Consider the following 24,763-nt stretch of genomic DNA (forward strand, 5'->3'; position numbering starts at 1 on the left):
AACGTGAAGAGAGGGCGATTGAATGACACAAACGGCGTTAGAGCGATATCAGGCATGGCTTGGAGATTCTGCCATTGATGCTTCAACGAAAGAAGAGCTAGCAGCAATTAGCGGCAACACGAAAGAAATCGAGGATCGATTCTATCGGGAGCTTCAATTCGGCACTGGCGGACTGCGCGGGGTGATGGGAGCAGGAACGAACCGGATGAATATCTATACGGTTGGTAAAGCGACGCAGGGCCTTGCTACCTGGATACTGGGTCAAAAGAAGGATAATCCTTCCGTTGTGATCGCTCATGATTCTCGCAATAACTCTCCGGAATTCGCGCTTGATGCAGCGCTTGTGCTTGCGGCGAACGGTGTGACAGCCTATTTGTTCCACGGACTTCGTCCGACGCCTCAGCTGTCGTATGCCGTACGTGTGTTAGGTGCTTCTAGCGGTATTGTCGTTACAGCTAGTCATAATCCCCCTGAATATAACGGCTACAAGGCGTATGGCTCTGATGGCTGTCAATTGGTTCCAGAGGATGCAGAGCAGGTGATTCGTTCCATACAGGGTGTTACCAGCTTTGATCAAATTGGCCGAATCAGCCGTGAGGAAGCAGAAGCTAAGGGCTTACTGCGCTGGCTTGGAGAAGCTGATGACGCTGCCTACATAGATACAGTGGTATCTCATGGCTTGAACCGCGATTTGTTAAAAAGTGGTTTAGGTGATAGCTTCAACGTTGTGTTCACACCGCTTCACGGATCTGGAAACTGGCCTGTACGTCATGTACTGAAGCAAGCGGGCTTCAATCAGGTTCATGTCGTGCCTGAGCAGGAGAAGCCAGACGGTTATTTCAGCACGGTCAAATCACCGAATCCCGAAGAGCGGGAAGCGTTCACGCTCGCCATCAAGCTTGCACAGGAAGTAGGAGCAGATATTATTATCGGCACGGACCCGGATTGCGACCGTATGGGTGCCGTCGTTCGTAATAATGAAGGTGAATATGTTGTCTTGACAGGCAATCAATCCGGTGCGATTATGGTCAATTATTTGCTCAGCACGTTGAAAGAACGCGGTAAGCTCCCTTCTAACGGTGTAGTTATCAAAACGATCGTAACGAGCGAGATGGGTGCGGATATCGCCCGTTCTTACGGTGCGGAGGTCGTTAACACGCTGACAGGCTTCAAATATATTGGTGAGAAAATGACTCAATATGAGAAGACCGGTGAGCACACTTTTTTATTCGGTTATGAGGAAAGCTATGGGTATCTAGCAGGTACTTATGCCCGTGATAAAGATGCGGTAATCGCTTCATTGTTGATCTGTGAAGCTGCTGCTTATTATAAGAGCCAAGGCAAAACGCTGTATGATGTCCTTCTTGAACTATATGCGAAGTTTGGCTATTACCTAGAGCATTTGGAATCCCGTACGCTTAAGGGGCAGGACGGCGTACAGCAAATCGCGGGTATTATGGATGACTGGCGTCAAAGCCCGCCTACTGAAATCGCTGGAGTACATGTAACAAAGGTGCTTGATTATCTTCCAGGTCTTGATGGATTACCCCCTGAGAATGTGTTAAAGTACATGCTCGCAGATGGCTCGTGGTTCTGTTTGCGTCCATCCGGCACAGAGCCGAAGATTAAGGTTTATTTTGCAGTATGCGGCAGCTCGCAAGCAGATGCTGCGTCGGCTGTACAACGATTGACGCAAGCGGTCATGGAACGTGTGGACAACAAGGCTTAAGGAGTGGAACCGGTGCGACAAAATTGGCAGCAATGGAATCGAAGGGTACATCTATTACTGTGGGTGCTTACTATAGTCGGCGTTATCGCCGCACTGCCCATAGGTGTGACTCGTTGGCAAATGGAGAAAACATCCAATCAGGTTGAATTTGTTTTTGACTATCGTGATCTTGTTCAAATTGCTTCTTATCAGGCGCACCCGCAGCTTTATATTAAAGAGCAGCTGGTCAAAATGAAGGACGCAGGCGTCCATTCCATGGCGGTGGTCGAGAGCTCGCTTCAGGATTTGAGCTGGGCGGGCCGATTGACACTTTATAATTCGCAGGATGTCAGTGTTCTGACAGATAAGCCGAAGCCGGCAAACGAGAACTACACCTATCTGCTGTTTGCAGGTAAGGACGAGGAAGCGGCTCTGCGGCCAATGATTGAAGCTACCTTCAAAAACTGGGAGATCGAGGTATCTCCTTGGAGTTATAAAGAAAAGTCTGGGCTTGTGATCCAGACGCCAGTGCAAAATGCTGTCCTGAAGACGATGAGTCCGGATCCGATAGCGGTACAAACGCTACATGATGCAGGGTTTGCCATCGTGCCTCGTTTCTCAGATCGTACACCTTATAATCAAGAGGCTATCGATAAGCTGCTTACCGATTATAAGAAGCTTGGTGTATCGCGTATTATATTTGAAGGTGACGCGGTTAAAGGGTACGGTGACAATCCGGAGAAGAAGAGCATCGCTTCGTTTGCAGAAATTTTAAACCGGAATGGAATGGGAATCACAACAATAGAGAATTCGAAGCCGCAGAAAGGCATGAATAGTCTTGCTTATTTGACTCATTATAATGTAGCAAGACTGTATTCGCTTTCTGATAGCGATGCGGCGACGATGAAACCGGATGCGATAGTGGATCGATTCCAGCTGGCTGTTAAGGACCGCAGTATTCGGATGTTCTATCTGAACAGTGCGCCGACTAGCAGTGTTTCCAAATCATCGATCACCAACTCCTTACAGAATCTCTATGATTCGCTGCAAGGGGATAATGGAGCCATTGCCAAGCTGGACAAGCTAGGATTCACGACAGGAGATGCTAAAGCATTTGATTATCAATCTCCGCCTTCTTGGCAGAAGCCGCTTAAAGCTCTAGTTGCACTAGGTGCCATTGCGTTTATTTCTCTGCTGGTCAGTGCGTTCGTGCCAGGATACCTCGTGCCGATATTCTTACTCGCTTGTATTGGCAGTGCAGGGTTATATGTGCTCTCCAAATCGATGTTCGAGCAAGGTCTCGCGCTTGGTGCAGCAATCAGTGCACCAACACTTGCGATTATTTGGGCGCTTGGACGTGTGAGAGCTCATACCGTGGGTAATCGGAGGCCGATTGGTGGGGCTGTTGATGCTGGAGGTTCACCGGGTCTTACAGTAGGAATGAGAATGATATTCCCGGGAATTAGTGCGGGGCGTCGGTTTACGATGGCCATTGCCATTTTTGCGACAACCTCTCTGATCTCGATTGCAGGTATTCCCTTTGTTGTTGGGCTGCTCAATAATATGACGTATAAGCTTGTGCTCGAACAGTTCCGCGGCGTTAGCTTACTCCATCTAGCGCCTATCGCACTTGCGGCGATATATGTATTTCTATACACGGGCGATTCAGTTCTGGCTAACATTCGTAAGCTGCTCAAGATGCAAATTACGGTCTTGTGGGTTGTTATAGCTGTAGTTGTCGGTGTTGCGGGGCTATATTATTTATCGCGTACTGGTAATGCAGGGAAAACTTCTTCTTTAGACTTGATGTTCCGGAGTATGCTTGAGAATACCTTTGGCGTTCGTCCGCGGACGAAAGAGCTGCTCTCTCATCCGCTGTTTTTTTTAGGCCTGTTTCTGGCACTTCGTTACCGCGCAGCATGGGTACTCTTTATTGTTGGGGCGATTGGTCAATTATCGCTCGTAGATACTTTTGCTCACATTCATACCCCGCTGCCGATTTCTATTATTCGGGTCATGTTGGGTCTTGTCATCGGTGCGCTGCTTGGAGTAATCCTTGTTGGAATATGGCAAGTGCTGGAGGGAGTGTGGAAACGATGGTCACCTCGCTTCGCGCAGGCGAAACAGAACTCCAAGTCCGGCGTGTAGTTATTTCGGGTTACTATGGTTTCAGCAACAGCGGTGATGAAGCTGTTTTGAAATCTATCCTGTTCGCACTGGAGGAAGAAGGCGCGCAGGAAGGTGTGAAGATAGTGCCGATTGTCTTATCCATCGATCCGGCATGGACGAGTGAGATGTACGGTGTCGAAGCCGTGCATCGGATGAGACTCGGCGAGGTTATCCGAGCTATTCGCAGCAGCGATGGTCTTATCAGCGGCGGCGGAAGCTTGCTGCAGGATGCGACAAGCGCGAAGACGATTCCTTATTATACGGGCGTGCTGAAGCTTGCACAGCTGCTTCGCAAGCCGACGTTCATTTACGCGCAAGGCATTGGGCCGGTGAACCGCCGGTGGATGGATCGACTGATCCGCGGCGTTATGCGGCGCAGCGCGTATGTGTCTGTGCGGGATGAGGGATCCGCCCAGCTTCTTGGGCGAATCGGTCTGCCGCGTGAGCGGATCGACGTTGTACCCGATCCGGTCATGGGGCTGCCGCTGCCGGAGGCAGCGAAGCCGCTTGCGCGCGAAGCTGCTGCGGCTGGCGGGCTTGGCCTTGGGGCCGCGGCTATGCCGGCGGCGGCCCCGGGCCGCGCGGATGCGCCTGCAGCGGCGGCGGAAGGCCTGCCGCTGGTCGGCGTGTCCTTGCGCCATTGGCGCAAGGACGGCGCCGACCTGGCGCGCGTCGCCGCGGCGCTGGGCGCGCTGGCCCGCAGCCGAGCTGTGCGGCTGCGGTTCCTGCCCTTTCACACCCCATCAGACGCAGAAGCGTCACGATGGGTGATCGAGCAGATCGGCGATCTCGGCGCAAGCACAGCTGAGATTGCCACGTCAGGCGACGACCCCCAGCACATGCTGCTGGAGGTCAGCCGGTGTGACGCGCTGCTGGGCATGCGCCTGCACGCGTTGATCTACGCGGCCAACCAGTCAGTTCCCATGGTTGGACTCTCTTACGATCCGAAGATCGACCAGTTCCTCAGCCGGATTGGCATTAAGCCGATTGGCACGACGGAATCGCTCGATTCAGCTAGCTTCGTAGTCGAGATGGCTCGGCTGCTGGACGATCCCGCTGCATGGCGAGCGCAGCATCAACAAGCGATTAACCAATTAAAGCAAGAAGCACGCATGCCAGCGAAACAAATTGCTAAGCTGCTGCGTTTAAATAATTGAGGTGACAACAAGAATGAGCCAAGCTGCCATTCAGAGCGTACCTACCGTTTCGATATACGGTATTCGCTTCTCCAAACTAAATATGACCGATACCGTTCAATATTTGATCAATCGGGTGGAACGCCGTGAACCGACTCAGGTCATCACGGGTAATCCGATCATGGTCATGGCTGCGCTGGAGCAGCCGAATTTTCACCGAGTCATGTGTGATGCAGAGCTCGTCGTACCTGATGGTACCGGTGTGGTTTGGGCTGCCAAGCATATCGGCCAGCCAGTTACAGAACGTGTAGCTGGATACGATCTGCTTCACCGATTAATGCAGATTGGGGAGCAGCGCAGCTGGCGCGTTTTCCTACTGGGAACGACACAGGCAATTATTGAGCAGACCGCGATCAAGCTGCAGGAGCAATATCCGGGCGTAACGATAGTGGGCTATCGCAACGGTTATTTCGGTCCTGATCAGGATGAAGAGGTTGTCCAGTACATACGTGCAAGCGAGTCGGATCTCCTATTCGTTGCACGTTCTGTTGATACACAGGAGCCTTGGATAAGTAAGTATAAAGAAGCTTTTGGGGTTCCGGTTATTATGGGTGTTGGCGGTAGTTTTGACGTGATTTCGGGCAATCTAAAACGTGCCCCCAAGATTTTTCAGAAGATGCGTATGGAATGGCTCTACCGGCTTCTTCAGCAGCCATCACGGTACAAGAGAATGTTCGCTCTGCCGAAATTCGTAGTCAAAGTGATGCGAGATAAAGAAAACGTCGGGAAACATCGTCCAACCACCTGAAAAGTTGGATAAAATCGCTGAAAATGCTTGAAAATGAGAGTGGTATTTCTTTTTCAAACAGCGTATAATTCATTCCGGCGGTAGCTTTGAAAGGGAGATGGAGATGACTGAGGTCGTTCTTTATGTGGTAGGGTTCATAATTTCGCTTGTTCTTGCACTTGTACTTACTCCATTCGTTATTAAATTGGCTTACAAAGTCGGGGCTATAGACAAGCCCAATCACCGTAAGGTTCATACGCGTATTATGCCGCGCTTAGGCGGACTTGGGATATATGCAGCATTTATTGGCGCTTATTTCGTCATTAAACCGTTCATTCCAGACGGTTTGCTGCGCAACTACGATACCAACTTAATTAATGCCATGCTTGCCGGGGGATCCATTATCATCGTTATAGGTGCTTTGGATGACCGGTTCGAATTATCAGCTAAAGTAAAACTGCTCGGCCAAATCATTGCCGCGTGCGTTGTTGTGCTCGGCTTTGGCGTCAAAATCGACCTGCTCAACATCCCGTTCGGGGAAGCGATGCAGCCGATTGCTTCATGGATCAGTATTCCGCTGACGATTTTATGGATTGTGGGCGTAACGAACGCGATCAATCTCATTGATGGATTGGATGGCCTGGCAGCGGGTGTCTCTGCGATTGCGATCGGGACAATTATGGTCATGGCGGCTATCATGGGCTTCGCACCTGTTATTCTGCTTAGTGTCCTGCTCCTTGGAGGAATCATCGGTTTTCTCGCCTACAACTTCCATCCTGCCAAAATCTTCATGGGCGACACCGGCTCCTTATTCCTAGGGTTCAGTCTCGCAACGCTCTCCATGCTTGGATTCAAGCAGGTAACGATTGTATCCTTCCTCACACCGCTTCTTATCATTGGTGTACCGCTTTCGGATACATTCTTCGCCATCGTACGTCGCTGGGTGAATAAGAAGCCAATCTTTGCCCCTGATAAGGGTCATCTGCATCATTGCTTGCGTGAACTGGGCTATAGCCATCGGAAGACTGTGCTAATCATTTATGCGATTGCAACCTTCTTCGGCATCTGTGCGATTCTGCAATCCACCATTGTACAATCGACCGCAGCCAACTGGATCACGTTCGCTGTTATCCTGGTGCTCGTCTTTGTTTTACAAATTGGCGCTGAACTCATTGGGATCGTCGATAAGTCTCGCCGACCTGTACTTAGCTTCATTCAGCGTGTGCTTATGCGTACAGAGCAATCCCGTTCCAAATAACCAAACCAATCTAACTGGTAAAATAAAACTCCGCTTCCAAACTGGAAGCGGAGTTTTTGATGTTTTCATTGGGTATGAAGGTAAACCCAAGCCTTAGCTATTAATTGAAAGGAAAGTGGATTACCTTTACGGCAAGGTTATGACAACAGGATATCCTTAGTGGCAATTCATCCAGCTATTTCTCATTGTAATCTAAACTTTTACCATTTTAGCGCCGATAACAAGAGTACAGTAAACTATGAGATTGGTACTCAAGTGGAGGAGGCATATCGTGATTAAGAAATTAGGTACATGGTTCATTTTATTAGCCTTAGTCATCCAACTACTGCCTGCCAGCGGTATCCAGACAGCTACAGCAGCTACAGGGAATTTCACATTCCCAAGTGAAAGTGATCAAATTGGCTCGCCGCGTGTTACTACAGACGAGCGAATAACACTCACGGGTACACTTAATAATGTGGATCCGACATCAATATCTTATAATGTCTATCAGATTATCGACCCTTCTACAGAAAAAATCGGAAGTAAGAGAGAAAATCTGACGAGTAACGTTTCAGTGGCTGGATTTTCTGTTCAAATATTCAACATTCAGCTTTTCCCTGGTTTGAACAAAATCACATTTAAAGGAACACAAGGCGGCGGTGAGGTTACTAACTCCATCTACGTTGAATATCGGAATGGACCTATGCTGTATGATCTTACCGCCAATCTGGACGGTAACAATTTTCCAATCTTAGAGAATGGAACTACAGTTGTTCAGTCCAATGCTTCTAAAGGCCGTTCTACAGCTGATATAAGTATTACAGGTAAAGCACCTAATGCACAATCTGTAACCATCGTTGTTAATGGTAGCAGTAAAACCTACTCTGTTAACAGTGCCAATGGAAATACGTTTGCAGCAGCGCCGATTACTTTGCAAAAAGGGAAGAATTCCGTAAAAATCAAAATATCAAATGGAACACAGGTTATAGAAACTACACGCGATATAGCTTTTTATAATGGCAGTGTAACGTTCTATGATGTGAATTTGAATGAAATCGATTCAGCCAATGCAACAGCCCAGTCACAAGCACTTGAGTATAGTCCTAATTTTGTTTATTCGGATAATGCGAATACACTGACGGTTACAGGTAAAGTAATTGTGCCCAACAGCTATCATGAGGTAGTGACAGACCCAACTACAACTCCACCAACAAAGAAGTTCTTTCCACATCCAGATCCGTATTCAGCTGCTACTGATGCGAACAACTTGAAGGCATCGCTTAAAGCTTCAATGAAACTCGTGAGCGCAGCTCAGTATGATGATCTTACTGGAAGTATTGCGAGTATATCAGTTGTAGGTACACCAGCGGCGACAGACTTGTTCTTTGTTTATGATTATAAAATCAATTTAGGAGCAATAAGTGCATTATCAAAAGATGCTTTGTATAACTTTAAGCTGTCAGCAAGAAATGAAGTTAATGCTCATTTGAATCTAACCCCGACTGAGGAAGGTACTAATAGTTTGTATTTCTCTCTAAGAGACGGTACAAAAGCTTTCATAAGCGATATTAACTACCTGCCAGGATATAAATCCACTTCCTATGAGGGAATAGAAGGCGTCTCTCTAAATGGCAAGAACCTCTACGGTCTTCCTTTGGGTGTTGAAATTCTCGTAGGAAATCCTGCCGGGGGTAGCCAAACTGTTAACGTTGATCGAATCGAGGATTTATATGGCAAGCATATGGACAGCGGAACCCCAGGTACAATTCCTTCAGGGACATATGTTATCAAGCCTGTTAGTCAACCTCTAGTAACCAAGATAGTAAACGGTCAGCTAAAAACGTTCCAGCGTGTTATCATTGAATTTCCTAAGATGCCTTATGAAGGAACACAAACAATCACATTCAGTGTGGCTGGCGGTGCAGGTCCTGAGAAGACGAAATTCACACTTTTGTATGGTCCTTATGTGAACTTCAAAACAGTTTATGATCATATGGAAGTCAAAGATGATTCGACAAAAGCGATTGGTGATCGGATCAACGAAATAATTGGTGGTAACTCTGCAATTATTTCGAAGTTCAACTTATTTGAAGGTGAATTGCAAAACATCAATGACACTAGTGAGATTAGATATAAGGCAGATCCAACAGCGGGACCGCGTACTATGTATTTCTATATTAATAATGTTCCTTTTCAAATAAAAAATGTTGACAGTAATGATATTCATGATACACATTTTACGCTGGATATACCTGATGTTACAGATGCAACAGGGAGATTAACAGCACTAACTTCAGTGATGAAGGCCCTTTATAATGGTGAGAATGTCATTAAACTGGTATTTCAAAGCTCCAAAAGCTATTATGAGAAAATTGTTCGTGTTAATGTAATACCAACCAATCTGCCAATTATACCTGCAGATACAACTGGCGTTTTCCCGTTCACATTTCAAGAGGGCATTAGTGATATTAAACCTATTTACAATGATCCTAAGTTCAAAAAGCAAGGTGCCATATACACAACGAATGAAGCATTCATGAACATTTATGGTACATTTGACTTTATCGACCTCGGAAAGACTTATCAAGAAGTAGAGAGCAAAATGCAATTATTATTAACTGATGATGATCTGTCACCTTCTGTTACTCATCTTCCAGCTAATGATTATATTTTCAAAATTACTGGTGCAGGACTTACATCTGATATTACATGGAGTTTATCTCAACCTTTCATGGTTGTTAACGGTGACGCTAATGTTGGGATTTATCCAAACGGTGGTGCAATCAATGGTAACCTTGTCGTTCGATACGATCTGGCTACACAAGCATTCTCTTTCCTATTGAAGAAACAAGAATTGAATGCCGATGGTAGTTCGAGTGTATACCTCTTTAATGTTTTTAACAGTGGTCTATATGGTCCAAAAGCGACCTACCGCTTAGAAGTTGATCCAACGACTTTACCTTATAAAATTCTTCGTCCTTATTTACCTGCAGAGGGTATCACGAATAAGAACTTTGTAGATGTGATTATTAATGCTAAGGGCGCTGAAAAAGTGACCATTAATAAGCAAGTAGCGGATAAATTCGCATATGATTCGGATAATAATCCCCAGAATGGGATTGAATATCCAAATGCTTTTAAGACGACAGTTACTGGATTGAAACCAGGGCTAAACAAAATTAGTTTCACAATTGAAAGTGCGACTAATAAAGTAAGCAACTACTTTGAAATTAAATACACACCAACTAATATACCTGGTGCAGAGTTTTTAGATGATATGAAGAGTTCAAATAAAGTCTTTGATGGCGCAGTTAGCCTAACGTTCCCAAAAGGCACAGCGCTAATTCGGAGAGACTTTAACGTCCCTGCTAATTTGAAGAATCAAGTGTTTACAGATCATAAGCTCTTGTTTGCAATTGCCAATCCAGAAGATGGTGTAGTGGATCGGCGTGAATATGATAGTCCGCCGGCAGACTTTGACTTAATCATGCAGAACTTTGGTACAAGATTTAAAGTGTCATTCCCGACCCGTTTTGCGAAATCCAGTCCTGTATACTGGATTGACGCAGGTCTTGCTGATGATCCAAGCACATCTGGTTATGATCCATTAAAGATGGGTGTAGATCCTTATCAATATCCAGGGGCTAAGGGACCGGGTGGCACGAAGATACCGACCTACGATGATCGTCCAGATGACAGAGAACTCATCGTATCCAAACGAGGTACATTAACACTTGCATTTGATCCGAATATGCGTGAAGGTGTAGGAACAATTGTTACGGTGTACCGTTATGACGTGAAGAATAAATTCTGGGTAAACTTGGGTGGAACAGTGGATCCCAAGAAGAATACGATTACTGTTCCTTTCGATCAATTCGGTTATTATGTCGTTGCCAAAATGACTTATTCTTTCGCGGATGTAACGAATCATCCGTATGCACGTAACTATATGGAAGCTATTTTCTCTAAGGGTGTCATGAATGCCGCCAATTTCGATGATTTTGGTGCAGACATGTACACAACTCGTGGTGAATTTACGCGTATGGTCGTTAAGGCGCTGAATCTGCCGCTTAACTATGAGCTAAGCAAGCCGCACTTTGACGATGTTCCTCCAATTATTAACCAAGACGCATTATGGGACTTCAGCTATATCGAAACAGCGGCACGCGAAGGTCTTATCCGTGGGACACAGCCTAGAGCATTTGAACCAACGGCCAATCTTACTCGTGGTGACGCAGCAGTCTTCCTTGCTAGGGCATTAAATCTCAAGCTTGAGACAGATCCGGCTAAGATCGATAAGGGCCTGCAGAAGGTCTTCAAGGATTATTCGGATATCAATTACTATGCTAAAGCTGCTGTTCTGGCAATAGCTAAAAAGGGTTACATTCAAGGAGTGCCGATTGATGCTTCTGATTTGAAGAAAGGTTACGTATTCGAGCCCAAGTCAAGTCTTCTTCGTTCTGATGCGGCGATTATTATGGGTAAAGTGCTTGTAGACCTGAAACGACTTCCAAAGATGAATTAAATAGTTGAGCATGGAGGCTGCCCATGATGTTCTGGGCAGCCTCTTCCATTAAAAGGAAGAGGCGTTTAATGATGCTCTTTTCACTTGGGAAATGTTTTCTATCGACGTTGATGAGACTTTTGGGCTATACTTACATTCGTGCTGGACAAGTAGGTAGAAATAGATTTGTCCTCGCAGGATCGACAGAATAGGCGACATAATAAGGATTGAAAAAGTTTTTTTAACAACAACGCAACTTTTTCGAACCTACTGCGTTTAAATACATGTACATAGCGGTAAGAATGAATGGCCCGTGTATTTTTGGAACATATTCACAAATAGCTCTTTACGCTAGAATTAGCCCATTGTATAATATTAAAGTGGCTTTGCTAGTCTACCAATTTTTACAAACTTCTTCTGTTTACAAGTTTCTGCGACAACATTCCACAAGGATGAACGGATCGCAGACATCTTATACGAAATCTGCTCAACTCTGGGAAGGGGGTGAATCGGCTAATGAGACAAAAGGGCAATCAATATTTCATTCAAACATCTCAACAACCGAAGCATTTTAGAGGAGGAGAAACAAAGGTTATGAAAAAAAGTTTATCACTATTAGTAGCTATTGCTATGGTTTTCTCAATGTTCGCTTCCGTAGCATTTGCTGCTGACGCTACAACAACTGCAACTGAAAAAACAACTCAACAAAAGTTTGACGAATTGAAAGCAGCAGGTGTCTTCACTGGTTATCCAGGAGGCGGTGCTGGTCTTGAAAACGAAATGACTCGTGCAGAATTTGCAAAAGTTCTTGCGAAAATTGCTAATCTTAAAGACAACGCAGCAGCTGCTAAAAATTACAGCGACGTTTCAAAAACTCACTGGGCAGTTGGTCAAATTGGTTCCGTAACTGAAGCTGGTTTCATGACTGGTGTAGGCGCATCTAAATTTGCTCCTACTGGTAAAGTAACTCTTGAGCAAGTAGCGAAAATCGCAACTTTGGTTGGTGGTATTCCCCAACTTGACAAAGCAGTTACTGGTAAAGTATCACCTTGGGCAAAAGGTTATGTAGCTGCTGCAATCGAAGCAGGCCTGCTTCCAGAAGCTCCTAGCTACCAAGTAAACGCTAAACGTGGAGCATTGGTAGACGTTGCATACAAACTTTACAGCACTCTTTCTGTAACTGTTAAAGAAGCAAAAGTTATCGACGCTAAAAACATTGAAGTAACTTTCACTGATGGTGGCGTAGTTAAAAAAGCTCTTGACACTGCTCTTGTAGCTGGTACAGCAACAAAAGTAACTGTTGAGTACAATGGTACTAAATATGAAGTTACTGTAACACTTCAAGCTTTGACTGCAACAGCTACTGTTGTAGGCGCTAAAAAAGTAGAAGTGAAACTTAACCAAGCAGTAGATACTGCTAAAGTAACTTTTGAAGTTAAGAACGCTACTAACACTGTAGTTAACGTTGCAAAAACAACTTTCTCCGACGACAAAATGACGGCGACTCTTGAATTTGCTACTAACCTAATTGCTGGTGATTACACAATCGCTGCTAAAGGTGCAACTACTGATGCTTCTGCTAAAATCACTGTTGTAGCAGAAAAAATTGCTAAAATTGAATTTGTAAACGACAAAGCAGTATTCTCACGCACTGATGCTAAAGTTGTTACTTCCACTGTTAAAATCTCTAACCAATATGGTGAAGATGTAACTGCTGCTAAATCTGGTCAATTGACAGTAACAGCTGGTAAAGGTGTTGCGTCATTGGCTACTTCAGGAGTATTGACAATTGATAATAATACTGCTGCTGGCATTGCAGCATCTAACACTGTCTTCGCAAAAGATGAGAAAGTGGCAGTCAGTGCAATTGACTCCGCTTCTAACACATTTGCTTCAGTAGTACTTACTGTTGCTGATAAAGCTCAAGTTGCTGAAATCGCAATTGAAAAATTGTACAATGCTGATAATGAAACTTTGGCTGTTGGTTCAACTGCAGGTAACTTCAAACTTGTAATTTCAGCTAAAGATCAATACGGTAATAAAATCAGCAATGCTACAGATTTTGCAAATGACACAGTTCTTACAATTGCTAACCCTACTGTAACTAACGTTGTTGGTGGTTCTTCTACTCCAACTTATGGTTGGGATGCTAACATTGATGGCGGTAAATTGACATTGACATTGGCTGGTACGCCAGGAGCTGGTACTTCCAAAGTCACTATCATTTCAAAAACTTCTGGTAAACTTGCTTCCTTTGATGTAGTAGTTAAAGAAGCAGTTAAGGTTGACGTTCTTACGTTGAGTGCTCCAGCTGTTGCGGTTGCTGGTGCTGATATTGAAATCCCATTCGTTGCGGTTGATCAATTTGGCGTAGCAATTACATCTGCTAGTGCTCTTAAATCAGCAGGCGCATTGCTTAGCTTGACTTCAAGCGCTGGGAATCTTGATTTCGTACAAGATTATGTTAAGAAAACAGCTAAACTAGTATTGTCCAATGTTACAACTAAAGGTACAGTTGTTGTTGCAGCTGTAACAGGTACTGGTAAAGTTCAACAAGTTACTATCTCTGTTGTAGATGCAGCTGTACCAACAGTTATCTCCGCAACTAAAGATCTAACAACAACTCTTGCAAAAACAGCTGTTGTTGATTTTTCTACTGGTAACGTTGTGGTTAAAGACCAATATGGTCGTGATATTACTCCAACATGGGGTGGAGCTAACTACTCCCTTGATGTAACTAGCTCAGATACTGGGAAAGTAACTTATGCTTCTGGTAAACTAACAGCTGTTGCTAAAGGATCTTCAACAATTACAGTTAAATTGCTTAAAAACAATATTGAAGTAGCGGGTAGCGCATTTACTTTCACTGTTAAAGTGGTAGAAAAAGGCGATATTCAATCTTATGAAGTACCTGATCTTGGTACATTGCTTGACAACGGAAATACTGATCATGATCGTCAAGTCACTGTGAACGGTGTTCTTGCTGACGCTACTAAAGTTGCGGTTCCTAATGATTTCTTCACAGTAGATACAATTACTTCTGGACTTTCAACAACAACACCAACTTCTAACAAATTGCACGCTAGTTTGCCTGGAGCAACTCCATTCGCTAATGGCGATGTAACAGCTACTTTTGTAGTAACTGTTACTGGTGGTAATGGTGAAGTAATCAGCAAAACAGTTAAAGTTTCTAATGCAGCTTCTGTTGCGGATAAACTTGAACTTCAAACTGCTGGTGCTGGCACTAAAGAAGGCGATTTAATTCTTTCTGCTGCTAAAGGTTCTGTTGATACAGTAGCTGAAGTGAATGCATTGGCTACAGCTGTTGTTAAAACTACTGACCAATACGGTGTCGCAATTACTCCTAGTGTATTCACAAAAGTTTACATCACTAACATTTCAAACGGCCACACTATCACTGATGGTGTTGCTCCAGCACCTGTATCCACTATCGCTGCTGGCGACACATTCAATGTTGTTGCAATCACAGCAAACGGTAAAACAATTACTTTCCAAGTAGTTGTAAAAGCTTAGTCTACGACCTTAATAAAAAGCTGAACCGAAGAAATTCGGTTCAGCTTTTTTGTTATTTAATTTCATTGAAACTTTTTGTCAATATATCCGTCTATATCAATAGAACAATAAAAAGGATGATGATAGATGCGATTTATTCAACGTGCTGGCTTCTCCATAGTAATAGCTTCAACAGCACTTCTGCCAATTACACAATTATCATTTACCCCACAAGTTTCGGCAGCGGCCACAATCTCAACTACTACTACATTGAAGGCGTTTAACCTTGGTGGCTCAAGTTCAGCTCAGGTAACTGATTTACAATTCTTGTATGGAAACGAGAAAACAGCTTACTTTACAGTTTCTGTGTATAATGGTTCTTCTAAAGACCTCAATTTTATGGATTATTGGGTTGAGCTCTGGACCAAGAGTGGCAATAAATATACAATTAAGTTAGATGATACAGATGCGAAGAATAGTAAAGTTATTCCTAAATCGACAAAAGACTTTCATTTCTCAGCTAAGGTGAATATGAACTCAAGCTTAACGGATTTTAAGTTCAAATTAATTAAATGGGATTTCAGTCAAGCGTCTTATACCAGAACACTTGGTGAGGTATCTGTTCCGATCGGTTATAATCAAGTTGTAGCGGCAGGCGCAGGAAAAGTCGTAAAATATGATAATAAGAAAATGAGCAGCATCCTCTTGCGCTCTCAATTTGCAGTAATTGGGGGGCAACTTGAAGGTGCCCTTGTATATCGATTAACGAATTATAGCGGTCAAACAATTTCTTTAGCAAACCTTAATTATTACATTAAGCGTTCTGGTGGAACTTTGAGTAAAATGAACGTTGATGCAACTGGTGATCAGCAGCTCTACCCAGGTGGCAGCAAGGAGATTCAACTCTTCGGTAGTCTCCCAATAACTAAGTTAGACCCTAATATGCAGCTTATTGTTACAGCTACTAATCAAGAGTCAAAGGCAGAGACGCCAATAGCTACATATACGATTAAACCTCTTAGTCAACAAGAGATATTTGTTAAACCGAATACAGAAGGTAGTATTTCTATCGATGGTGTGAATATCAAAACGAAGATTAGAGATACGTTCTACGATAGTAACTCTGATAATGAAGCGGTATCGATGTATCTTTCATTAAATAACGGGGGTAAACAAACTGTTAATTTGCCAGCTTACAGTTATTTTTTAATGACAGCTGGAGGGGCCTTATATCCTGCGAAACTCACGCAAACAACTCCAGTAGAACTAGCTCCATCAATTGTAAAGGAACAGTACCTTCAGTTCAGTCTGCCTAATGGGACTAAAATAACTGATCTAAAGCTTGTTATACGTAAAACTAGTGAAGAAAATAAAAAAGGTTATGTAGTTGGATTATTCCAAGTCCCATCTCAATCAACCGATCAAAACGCCAGTCAAAAAGCTATTAAATATGTAACACAACAAGGTCTATTCGAATTCTCAGTAATAAGTGGAGAACGACTTCCTTGGGGCGAGCAAGATTTGGTGAATGCAGTTATTACAATAAGAAATCCGCAATTAAATACAAAATCCTTACCCAATATCAAGGCTTCTTTACTGTTAAATGGATTTAAAGTAGATGACAAAGACATTCAACTCATACCTGTTGATAATACAGTCGCAATAGCGGGTAGTACATATTTTCAATATATCGTAAGCACCAAGGTTCCATACACTTATAATACAAGCGATATAACCGTTGTTTTATCAGAAGCCGCAGGTGCAGATGGTGCTGCTTCGACTCCAATTGGTCGTTTCAAGCTAAGTGGGAATAAAATGATATTACCAGTCTTAAAGCCAACGGATACTATGGATGTTAAAGGCGTTGGTAGAACAGCAGTTCTTATGATAACTCAAGTGAATACTTACGTTGCAGACAATTCTAAGATCTTGTACGCTGAGTTTGACTATAAGAATTTAGAACAACGTTTTGCTAATTTAGCAAATTTGCAAGCTTATTTTAAGACAAAAGATGGAAACTATATTCAGGCAAACTTCCAAAATATTAAAGATAAAGTAAGTTCAAGTAAAAGTTCATTAGTTATGGCCTATGCTAAGTTTCCAGAAAAAAACTATGATTTAACAGGAGTGGAGTTGTGGGTTGGTCAAGGGGTTACACAAGGTAAGTTTACAACAGCCGATGGGATAGCTGATGGTTATGTAAATGCTGTTAATTATCATATGCCTGTAGAAAAAACAGATGTGCAAACAACATTTGATAATCTTAAAATTAATCCTTATAAGATAACTATTGATAACATCTCACAATCACTACAAGATACTTATAAAATCAATTTTGATTTCAAATATGATTTATCAAAGATAGCGGATTACGAGAAAGTAGCAGGTAATCATCAGCTTGTTATTGAATTGGTAGATAAAGATAATAAATTCGAACAGAAATTCGAGTTGGAGAATGGTAATGATGCCCTTAAAATTGGTGAAGATATAAAAGCTTCTGTAGCTTTTGAAGATCAGAAGCTGTGGGGAATTATTTACAGACAATATACTCTAAATATCTATGATGGTTACCAAGGGCATAAGAAACTACTAGCTACACAAACTATGAATAAACCTTTTAGTAATGGTTAGTAGATTTAGGAGGTAAGTCAATTTTGAATGGCAAAATAAAGACGGCGGTTGTAGTTGCAACTCTAGGTGCAGCTATACTTCTGGGTACTGTATTATCTAACCGGGTTGAAGGAGAGGGTGATACCATCACTCCAGGTTCCGTCAACGACCCAGTCGTAACCAAGAGCTACATCGACAAGCAGGTTGCGGACATTGTCAAATCGGAGCTTTCCAAGCAAGGTGTTGACCAGCAGAAGCTTCAAGCTACACTGGACGGGTTCCGTAAGGAGCTAGATAAAGGTCAGAGCGGACAATCGGTTGAAGTGGTCAGTGTTCCGCTCACGAAGCGATTGGTCGCTAAGGATGGCGCTGAATTTGTCGTAAGGGCAGGCAAGGCAGTTGCTTACAGCTCCGATGCGAACGGCATCTCTGATCTTACAGATGGTGCAGATATTACTAACGGTAAGTCCGTACCGAATAATCACCTTATCCTGTTTCCTCGTGGAGGACGTGGCGTACAAGCTGCTGAAGGTCAAAAGAGTGGGCTAACGGTGCTTGTGCGCGGTGCTTATGAACTTCAGCAGCAATAGTTAATTTTACCCGAACTGACAACATATTATGAGCGTCGGAATCATCAGATCGACACATGCTACAAGTATCACATCAGGAGGTGCTTGCAGCATGTCGAATCGTTCAAGGAAAGTCGTTCCTGCTTGTAGCGAAGCATTGAATCAGATGAAATACGAAATTGCTGCTGAACTGGGTCTGACTAATGGTGTCATCACGCAAGATCGGTTCGGTGATACGGAGTTCGCTATGGAATTGGGCGCTTCGGAACCAACAGCAACCCCCGGAGGGGTACAGTGGTCCAAGTTAGCCACGAGGGATGCTGGTTCGGTCGGCGGTCTAATGACACGTCAGCTCATACAACGAGCTGAGGAAGTGTTGAAAGGTTTGTAAAGCAAGTCTGGTGCCATTGACACAAAGCGACAGATTCGGTATCATACTGTTTTAGAGAGTTGTCATGGACCTTTTCCACCTCGGAAAAGGTTCATTTTTTGGAATCGACACGTTCAACGTTAGTTCTTTGGCACGTTGATTTCTTTATAATTCCAGTCTTAAGTGTGTTTTATCCATCATACTTAGATTAATTCAGATGTAGGAGGTTGATGAACAATGTCGTTACAAAAACGTCATTTGTTTACTTCGGAGTCCGTAACAGAAGGACACCCGGATAAGATTTGTGATCAAATTTCTGATGCGGTACTCGATGCTTTTCTTGAAGCTGACCCGTATGCCCGTGTAGCTTGCGAAGTATCCGTAGCTACTGGTTTGGTATTAGTTATTGGCGAAATCAGCAGCAGTGCTGATTATGTTGATATTCCAGCCATCGTACGCCGTACAATCAAGGATATCGGTTACACGCGTGCCAAATATGGTTTTGACTCCAGCACATGTGCAGTTTTGACATCCCTTAACGAACAATCCGCAGATATCGCTCAAGGCGTTAACGCTGCATTAGAATCACGTGATGGTAAAGATGTTCAATTAGAGAATGAAGATATTGGTGCAGGCGATCAAGGGCTGATGTTTGGTTTTGCTTCTAATGAAACACCTGAGCTTATGCCGCTTCCAATTGCACTAGCACACCGCATTTCTCGCCAGTTGTCTGAAGTACGTAAGAACGGTACACTAGACTACCTTCGCCCAGATGGTAAAACACAAGTAACAATTGAATACGTTGACGGAAAACCGAAACGCGTCGATGCGATCGTTGTTTCTACACAGCATGCAGAAGAAGTTACACTTGAGCAAATTCAAGCGGATATTCGCGAGCATGTTATCAAGACAGTGGTTCCAGCGGAATGGCTTGATGCAGAAACGAAATACTTCATTAACCCAACAGGCCGGTTCGTTATTGGCGGACCACAAGGTGATGCTGGCTTGACTGGTCGTAAAATCATTGTTGACACGTATGGCGGCTATGCTCGTCACGGCGGCGGTGCTTTCTCCGGTAAGGATCCTACAAAGGTTGACCGCTCTGCTGCTTATGCTGCTCGTTACGTAGCGAAGAATATCGTTGCTGCTGGTCTTGCTGACAAATGCGAAATTCAGCTTGCTTATGCAATTGGTGTTGCTAATCCGGTATCGATTAACGTCGATACTTACGGAACTGGCCGTGTAGAAGAAGAGAAGCTCGTTGAAGTGATTCAAAAGAACTTTGATCTTCGCCCAGCGGGTATTATCAAAATGCTCGATCTTCGTCGCCCAATCTACGCTCAAACGGCTGCATATGGCCACTTTGGACGTACGGACATTGATCTGCCTTGGGAACGTGTAGACAAAGCAGATAAGCTTAAAGCTGACGCACTAACTTAAATTAATTTATTGCAACTTTATTTTGAAGCCGTCTCTCTAGGGAGGCGGCTTTTGTTGTATACTTTTTATACAATGGAAATTAGTTGTGAGCCCTTCATTTATGAAGGGGATTTACCGAAAAATAGAGTACGAGTGTCTTAATTAGGGAGTGGATATAGTTGGTCCGAAATCATCGCAAATGTATATCTTATTTATTAGTTGTTATTTTAATGGTTCAATTCGGAATTGGTGGCTTCACGTTCAGTCCCACACCAGCAGCAGCAGCGACGGCTGGACCCGTCGTATTAAGTACGTCGCCATCTACCAGCTCTACCAATGTCCCTACCAATGCTAAATTAATTCTGACCTTTGATGAAAATGTGAAAAAAGGAACAGGCCCAGCTACATTAACGATTAAGAGATTGGGTGATAATCAACTCTTTCAATCTTACGTAGTTTCATCAGATAGCAAAGTTTCAATTGGAGCGAGCAGCAAGAACGTAGTAACGATAACTCCTAGTACTAGTTTTGACTTGAATACTAGCTACTATGTGACCATCGATGCCGGTGCGTTCATCAATGAGAGCAATAATGCGAACTATGCAGGAATGAATAGTACCTTGACATGGAATTTCACTACGGTGGCAGTTGCAGATATCATTGCGCCCACGCTTGCTAGCAAGTCGCCTTTTACACCAAGTACAGCTTCAGTCAATACACCACTGACACTGAACTTCAGCGAACCTGTATACGCAGCTAACGGCAGTATTACAGTTACTAATATGAGTGTACCAGGTGACGTTCAATCTATACCCGTTGTTTCAAGTAATGTTACTGGTAATGGTAGTGCTACAATTACGGTGAATCTACCAGGTTTGCTGCAGGGCAGCAGCAACTACGAGGTGATTGTTCCAAGCGGAGCTTTCCAGGATGGGGCAGGAAATAATTTTGCTGGTGTTTCGTCCTCACAATGGCGGTTCATAACGGATGCTCCACCACTTGGAACACCTATTCTTTCACCACTTACTAACTCTTTCTCTGTTAACACAACGGCTAATTTGGTTCTAACGTTTCCCTCTGCGGTTGTTATTAATACAGCAAGTACTGGATCGATTAGAATCAATAAGATTTCTGATAACAGCACGGTACAAACTCTGCCTGTTAACTCCAGTTATGTAACAGTTGATGCGACAGGAACGATTGTAACGATAAATCCTCCAGCTGATTTAGCTGCTAACACGGGATTCTATGTGCTAATTGATTCTGGTGTTTTCAAAGATAAAACAGATAGCACGATTCTTTATCAAGGCATCATCGATGCGACAGCTTGGCATTTTACAACAGATCCAGGCAATGACGTAACGCCGCCAACACTGATTGATCGCAAACCGCTTAATGTGCAGGCTACACCGACCTTGAACCTGGAGATGAATTTCAGTGAGCCCGTCTATCCAGGCAGCGGGAACATTGTGATTAAATCACTACCATCTGGCTCTGTGTTTACGACCATTCCGGTGACCTCTTCTAAAGTGAAAGGCGGAGGTACAAATAAAATAACAGTAGTGGATGCGAATCTTTCGTTTGTTAATAACACGAGTTATTATGTCGAGATTGGCGGACAAGCCTTCCGTGATGCGGCGGGCAATAATTACGCAGGTATTGCAGGTTCCAACGGTTGGTCCTTTATCATAACCCAGGACTCGGTAAAACCAACGCTAACTACTCAAACACCGGCAAATACAAGTATCAATATAGGAATCAATGGTGTTGTGTTAGAAGCTCTTTTTAGTGAACAGATACAGCTAGGTGCTTCAGCTAGTACGGCTGTAAAGGTGAAACGAATATCAGGGACAGGAAACTCACCTCTTTCTACTACGTTATCGATCGACCCACTCAACAACCGGAAGCTGCTCATTGCCATCAATGGGGATATGGCTGCTAACACGGATTATTATGTTGAGATGGCAGAGGGCACTGTTACGGATATGGCGGGCAATCGCTTTGATGGAATTCTCAATCAGTATCAATGGACCTTCAAAACGACGAACACCGCAGCGGGTGCTCCCGTTATCTCCAAAGCGGAAATGGTCGGATACATAAAGGTTAATCTGACCTTTAATAAAGCACTCAATACCAATTCAGTTCCTGTACCAGCCAATTTCTATGTGACGGTAAATGGCTCGGGACGCGCTGTGTCAAGTGTTGCCGTCAGCGGGACTGTAGTCAGCTTGACGCTGCAAAGCAGCGTATCTTACGGCCAAGCGGTTAAGGTATCCTATTCAGCTGGATCGAATGCAATATTAGATTTAACGGGTTTAGCAGCGGCTAATTTCTCGAACCGCGATGTAACGAATGTGCTTGATAATACCCCGCCTGTACAAGTTAGTGGAAGTATTAGCGGTAATCTCATTGTTTTATCCTATAGTAAAGAGCTTGCTGCAGTGAGTCCTTATGCTTACAGTCAGTTTACGGTTTATTTGGATGGCTCAGCTAGAACGGTCACTCAGGTGACAGGAAGCGGAAACGTCTTATTCTTGAACTACAGTGGCAACCCCGTTACGAATGGACAATCGGTCTATGTGTCCTACTATGCATCCTCGTATCCGATTCGGGATCTGGCGGGTAATGCGGGAGCTTCATTCAGCAGCTTCTATATCCAGAATGGACTGGATACGAAAGCCCCATTAATTCAAAGCGTATCTGCGCTGAACAGTCAAATTACTTTGACCTATGATGAAGCGCTGAACTCATCTTTGATTCCGAAGGCTAGCTCCTTCTACGTGCTTGTAAATGGTACAAATAGATCGGTTAGCTACGTCAGCGTATCGGGTACGCAGGTTATTCTTAATCTGGGAGCAGCATTAAACGCCAGTGATAATGTTATTGTTACCTATCTGGGTGGAACACCTGCTATTGCAGATAGCGCAGGTAATGCTGCGGCAGCTTTTAGCGGAATGACAGCGACGGCAGGCGGAAGTTCTTCGGGGATCTCCCTTAATGGTGCTGTGGCTAAAGCAAGTATGATAACCCTAACGTTCTCTACGATTCTTAACCCATCATACGTGCCTTATTCATCTCAGTTCACGGTGAAGGTTAATAATGTTACTCGTCCCGTATCGAACGCGACGATAAGTGGTTCATCCGTTATTCTTACTCTTTATACGCCGGTCGCGATAGGCGATACGATTAAAGTCAGCTATGCCTCCTCGGGGCTATCGCTGCGAGCGTTGACAGGTGCGCTGGTAACGGCCTTTACGGATACCAACGCAGCGAATCAAACGACATGGTCAGATAATATGTCGGGGGATTTTGAAGCTGCTGATGGCGGTGGATTGTCCATCAAGCAAACAGCAGTGACGAAGGTTAATGGCGTATCTCCTGCTGGAAAGTCAGCGAATCAATATGTACTATCGGCTGAGAAAGTGGCAGCTGCTTTCAATACGGTTCGTTCTGTCTCAGGCATGTCGCCGCGTGTCGTATTCACAGTTCCTACTACCGAGAATGCTGGCTTGGTTGCCATTTCGTTAAGCGCATTGGAAGATGCTAAGAAAACGGTATCGAACGGATCGATTGCTATTGTTTATAAAGATACTTCCTATGAAATTCCGCTAAGTGCGCTTAATTTCCCGCAGCTCGCGCAATTGGCGAATGCCAGCAGTGCAGTCGGACAGCTCTATGTGTCAATTGATATGAATGCAACAAATTTAGCGGCACCGTTAACGGCTGCCCTGAATTCCGCGAATGCCCAAATGCTTGTGAGCCCAGTGAGCTTTGACCTGAGCGTGAACAGTAACGGACAATCCAAGTCACTGGATACTTTAAGCGGATTTGTTACACGTACGATCAAGACCGCATCAAATTTGGATGCTAGGTCTACAGCTGTTGTGTGGCTTGATCCGCAAACGAATAAGCTAACTTACGCACCAACACAAGTTGCCCAAGTGAACGGTCAGTCGGTTGTAACCTTCAAGCGTAAAGGCAATAGTGTGTATACCGTGATTAAAGGGGCGGTTAATTTCACTGATATTACGAATCATTGGGCGAGGAATGATATCTTGCTCCTTGCAAACAAATATATCGTTGAAGGTAGCACGTTAACTGCATTCGCACCGGAGAAATCAATTACACGCGGTGAATTCGCGATGTTTATTGCCAAAGGTCTTGGATTAAATGGAGATAAGCAAGCAGCTGCGAAGTTTAAAGATGTGAATACATCAACAACGCTGGCGGCCTATATTGGCGCTGCTAGCAATGCTGGTATCGTTCAAGGGATGACAGACGGTACATTCAAACCGAATCGTACGGTTACACGTGAAGAGATGGCATCAATGATGGTTCGTGCTGCTAGCGCGGCAGAAGTGCAGATTACACTCTCACAGAACGCAACAACGATTTTGAAAAAATTCAAGGATAGCAACAAGATTGGTACATGGGCACAGACCGATGTAGCGAAGGCTGTTCAAATGGGAGTTATTAATGGCTTATCTACCGGTGCGTTCGGTGGCCAAACGGCTGCATCACGCGCACAAGCTGCTGTTATGATCAAACGTCTTTTGGATTACTTGCATTTCATTAATGTGTAAGGTGTAAGGTGTAAGTTGTAGTCATCTATATAGGAATGGAATGAGAAGCTATTTGGTCCTTGGACCAGATAGCTTTTTCTTTTCGCCAAAGCGATATTGATAGGACTCTTCTATCGGACGTAACTTTTCCCGTCGTTTACTAGTCTAATTCTAAT

The 24,763-nt window shown here is 44.0% G+C and carries 12 protein-coding genes; all 12 read left to right on the top strand.

Annotated features, from left to right (window positions below):
- Positions 1-22: 22 nt before the first annotated feature.
- The 12 genes from EKN16_RS25920 to EKN16_RS25975 all read left to right on the top strand — a co-directional run bounded on the left by EKN16_RS25920 (position 23) and on the right by EKN16_RS25975 (position 24,608).
- Complete coding sequence (locus tag EKN16_RS25920; protein WP_125663700.1) at positions 23-1,729, top strand: phospho-sugar mutase; 1,707 nt, start codon at positions 23-25, stop codon at positions 1,727-1,729.
- A 12-nt stretch (positions 1,730-1,741) separates the two neighbouring features.
- Positions 1,742-3,856 carry a DUF5693 family protein gene (locus EKN16_RS25925; RefSeq protein WP_125663702.1) on the top strand — a complete coding sequence of 705 codons (2,115 nt, stop codon included), beginning with the start codon at positions 1,742-1,744 and terminating at the stop codon, positions 3,854-3,856.
- The gene (gene csaB, locus EKN16_RS25930; RefSeq protein WP_125666694.1) at positions 3,805-5,034 is read left to right on the top strand and encodes a polysaccharide pyruvyl transferase CsaB; all 1,230 of its coding nucleotides are present in this window, start codon (positions 3,805-3,807) and stop codon (positions 5,032-5,034) included. The genes EKN16_RS25925 and csaB overlap by 52 nt, the downstream gene beginning before the upstream one ends.
- 13 nt (positions 5,035-5,047) lie before the next feature.
- Positions 5,048-5,821 (top strand): WecB/TagA/CpsF family glycosyltransferase, encoded by a 774-nt coding sequence (locus tag EKN16_RS25935; protein ID WP_125663704.1) that lies wholly within the window; start codon positions 5,048-5,050, stop codon positions 5,819-5,821.
- Positions 5,822-5,924: 103 nt separating this feature from the next.
- Positions 5,925-7,058, top strand: coding sequence for a glycosyltransferase family 4 protein (locus tag EKN16_RS25940; protein ID WP_125663706.1), 1,134 nt, complete (start codon positions 5,925-5,927; stop codon positions 7,056-7,058).
- A gap of 271 nt (positions 7,059-7,329) precedes the next feature.
- On the top strand, positions 7,330-11,565 hold the full coding sequence (locus EKN16_RS25945) for an S-layer homology domain-containing protein (RefSeq protein ID WP_164522998.1): 4,236 nt from the start codon (positions 7,330-7,332) through the stop codon (positions 11,563-11,565).
- 495 nt (positions 11,566-12,060) lie between these two features.
- The gene (locus EKN16_RS25950; RefSeq protein ID WP_125663710.1) at positions 12,061-15,078 is read left to right on the top strand and encodes an S-layer homology domain-containing protein; all 3,018 of its coding nucleotides are present in this window, start codon (positions 12,061-12,063) and stop codon (positions 15,076-15,078) included.
- 126 nt (positions 15,079-15,204) lie between these two features.
- Positions 15,205-17,688 carry a hypothetical protein gene (locus tag EKN16_RS25955; RefSeq protein ID WP_125663712.1) on the top strand — a complete coding sequence of 828 codons (2,484 nt, stop codon included), beginning with the start codon at positions 15,205-15,207 and terminating at the stop codon, positions 17,686-17,688.
- Positions 17,689-17,711: 23 nt separating this feature from the next.
- Positions 17,712-18,257, top strand: coding sequence for a hypothetical protein (locus EKN16_RS25960; RefSeq protein ID WP_221226624.1), 546 nt, complete (start codon positions 17,712-17,714; stop codon positions 18,255-18,257).
- Between the two features lie 91 nt (positions 18,258-18,348).
- Positions 18,349-18,627: an alpha/beta-type small acid-soluble spore protein gene (locus EKN16_RS25965; RefSeq protein ID WP_125663716.1), complete on the top strand. Its 279-nt coding sequence runs from the start codon at positions 18,349-18,351 to the stop codon at positions 18,625-18,627.
- Positions 18,628-18,843: 216 nt separating this feature from the next.
- Positions 18,844-20,046 (top strand): methionine adenosyltransferase, encoded by a 1,203-nt coding sequence (gene metK, locus EKN16_RS25970; protein WP_125663718.1) that lies wholly within the window; start codon positions 18,844-18,846, stop codon positions 20,044-20,046.
- Positions 20,047-20,204: 158 nt separating this feature from the next.
- The gene (locus tag EKN16_RS25975) at positions 20,205-24,608 is read left to right on the top strand and encodes an Ig-like domain-containing protein (RefSeq protein ID WP_125663720.1); all 4,404 of its coding nucleotides are present in this window, start codon (positions 20,205-20,207) and stop codon (positions 24,606-24,608) included.
- Positions 24,609-24,763: the final 155 nt, after the last annotated feature.

Origin of the sequence: Paenibacillus baekrokdamisoli, assembly GCF_003945345.1 — a bacterium.
Classification (GTDB): domain Bacteria; phylum Bacillota; class Bacilli; order Paenibacillales; family Paenibacillaceae; genus Paenibacillus_Z; species Paenibacillus_Z baekrokdamisoli.

Excerpts from the sequence above, each read along its gene's own strand:
- EKN16_RS25935 (WP_125663704.1), top strand. The coding sequence starts at position 5,048 with ATGAGCCAAGCTGCCATTCAGAGCGTACCTACCGTTTCGATATACGGT.
- csaB (WP_125666694.1), top strand. The coding sequence starts at position 3,805 with ATGGTCACCTCGCTTCGCGCAGGCGAAACAGAACTCCAAGTCCGGCGT.
- EKN16_RS25940 (WP_125663706.1), top strand. The coding sequence starts at position 5,925 with ATGACTGAGGTCGTTCTTTATGTGGTAGGGTTCATAATTTCGCTTGTT.
- metK (WP_125663718.1), top strand. The coding sequence starts at position 18,844 with ATGTCGTTACAAAAACGTCATTTGTTTACTTCGGAGTCCGTAACAGAA.
- EKN16_RS25920 (WP_125663700.1), top strand. The coding sequence starts at position 23 with ATGACACAAACGGCGTTAGAGCGATATCAGGCATGGCTTGGAGATTCT.
- EKN16_RS25965 (WP_125663716.1), top strand. The coding sequence starts at position 18,349 with ATGTCGAATCGTTCAAGGAAAGTCGTTCCTGCTTGTAGCGAAGCATTG.
- EKN16_RS25950 (WP_125663710.1), top strand. The coding sequence starts at position 12,061 with ATGAGACAAAAGGGCAATCAATATTTCATTCAAACATCTCAACAACCG.
- EKN16_RS25955 (WP_125663712.1), top strand. The coding sequence starts at position 15,205 with ATGCGATTTATTCAACGTGCTGGCTTCTCCATAGTAATAGCTTCAACA.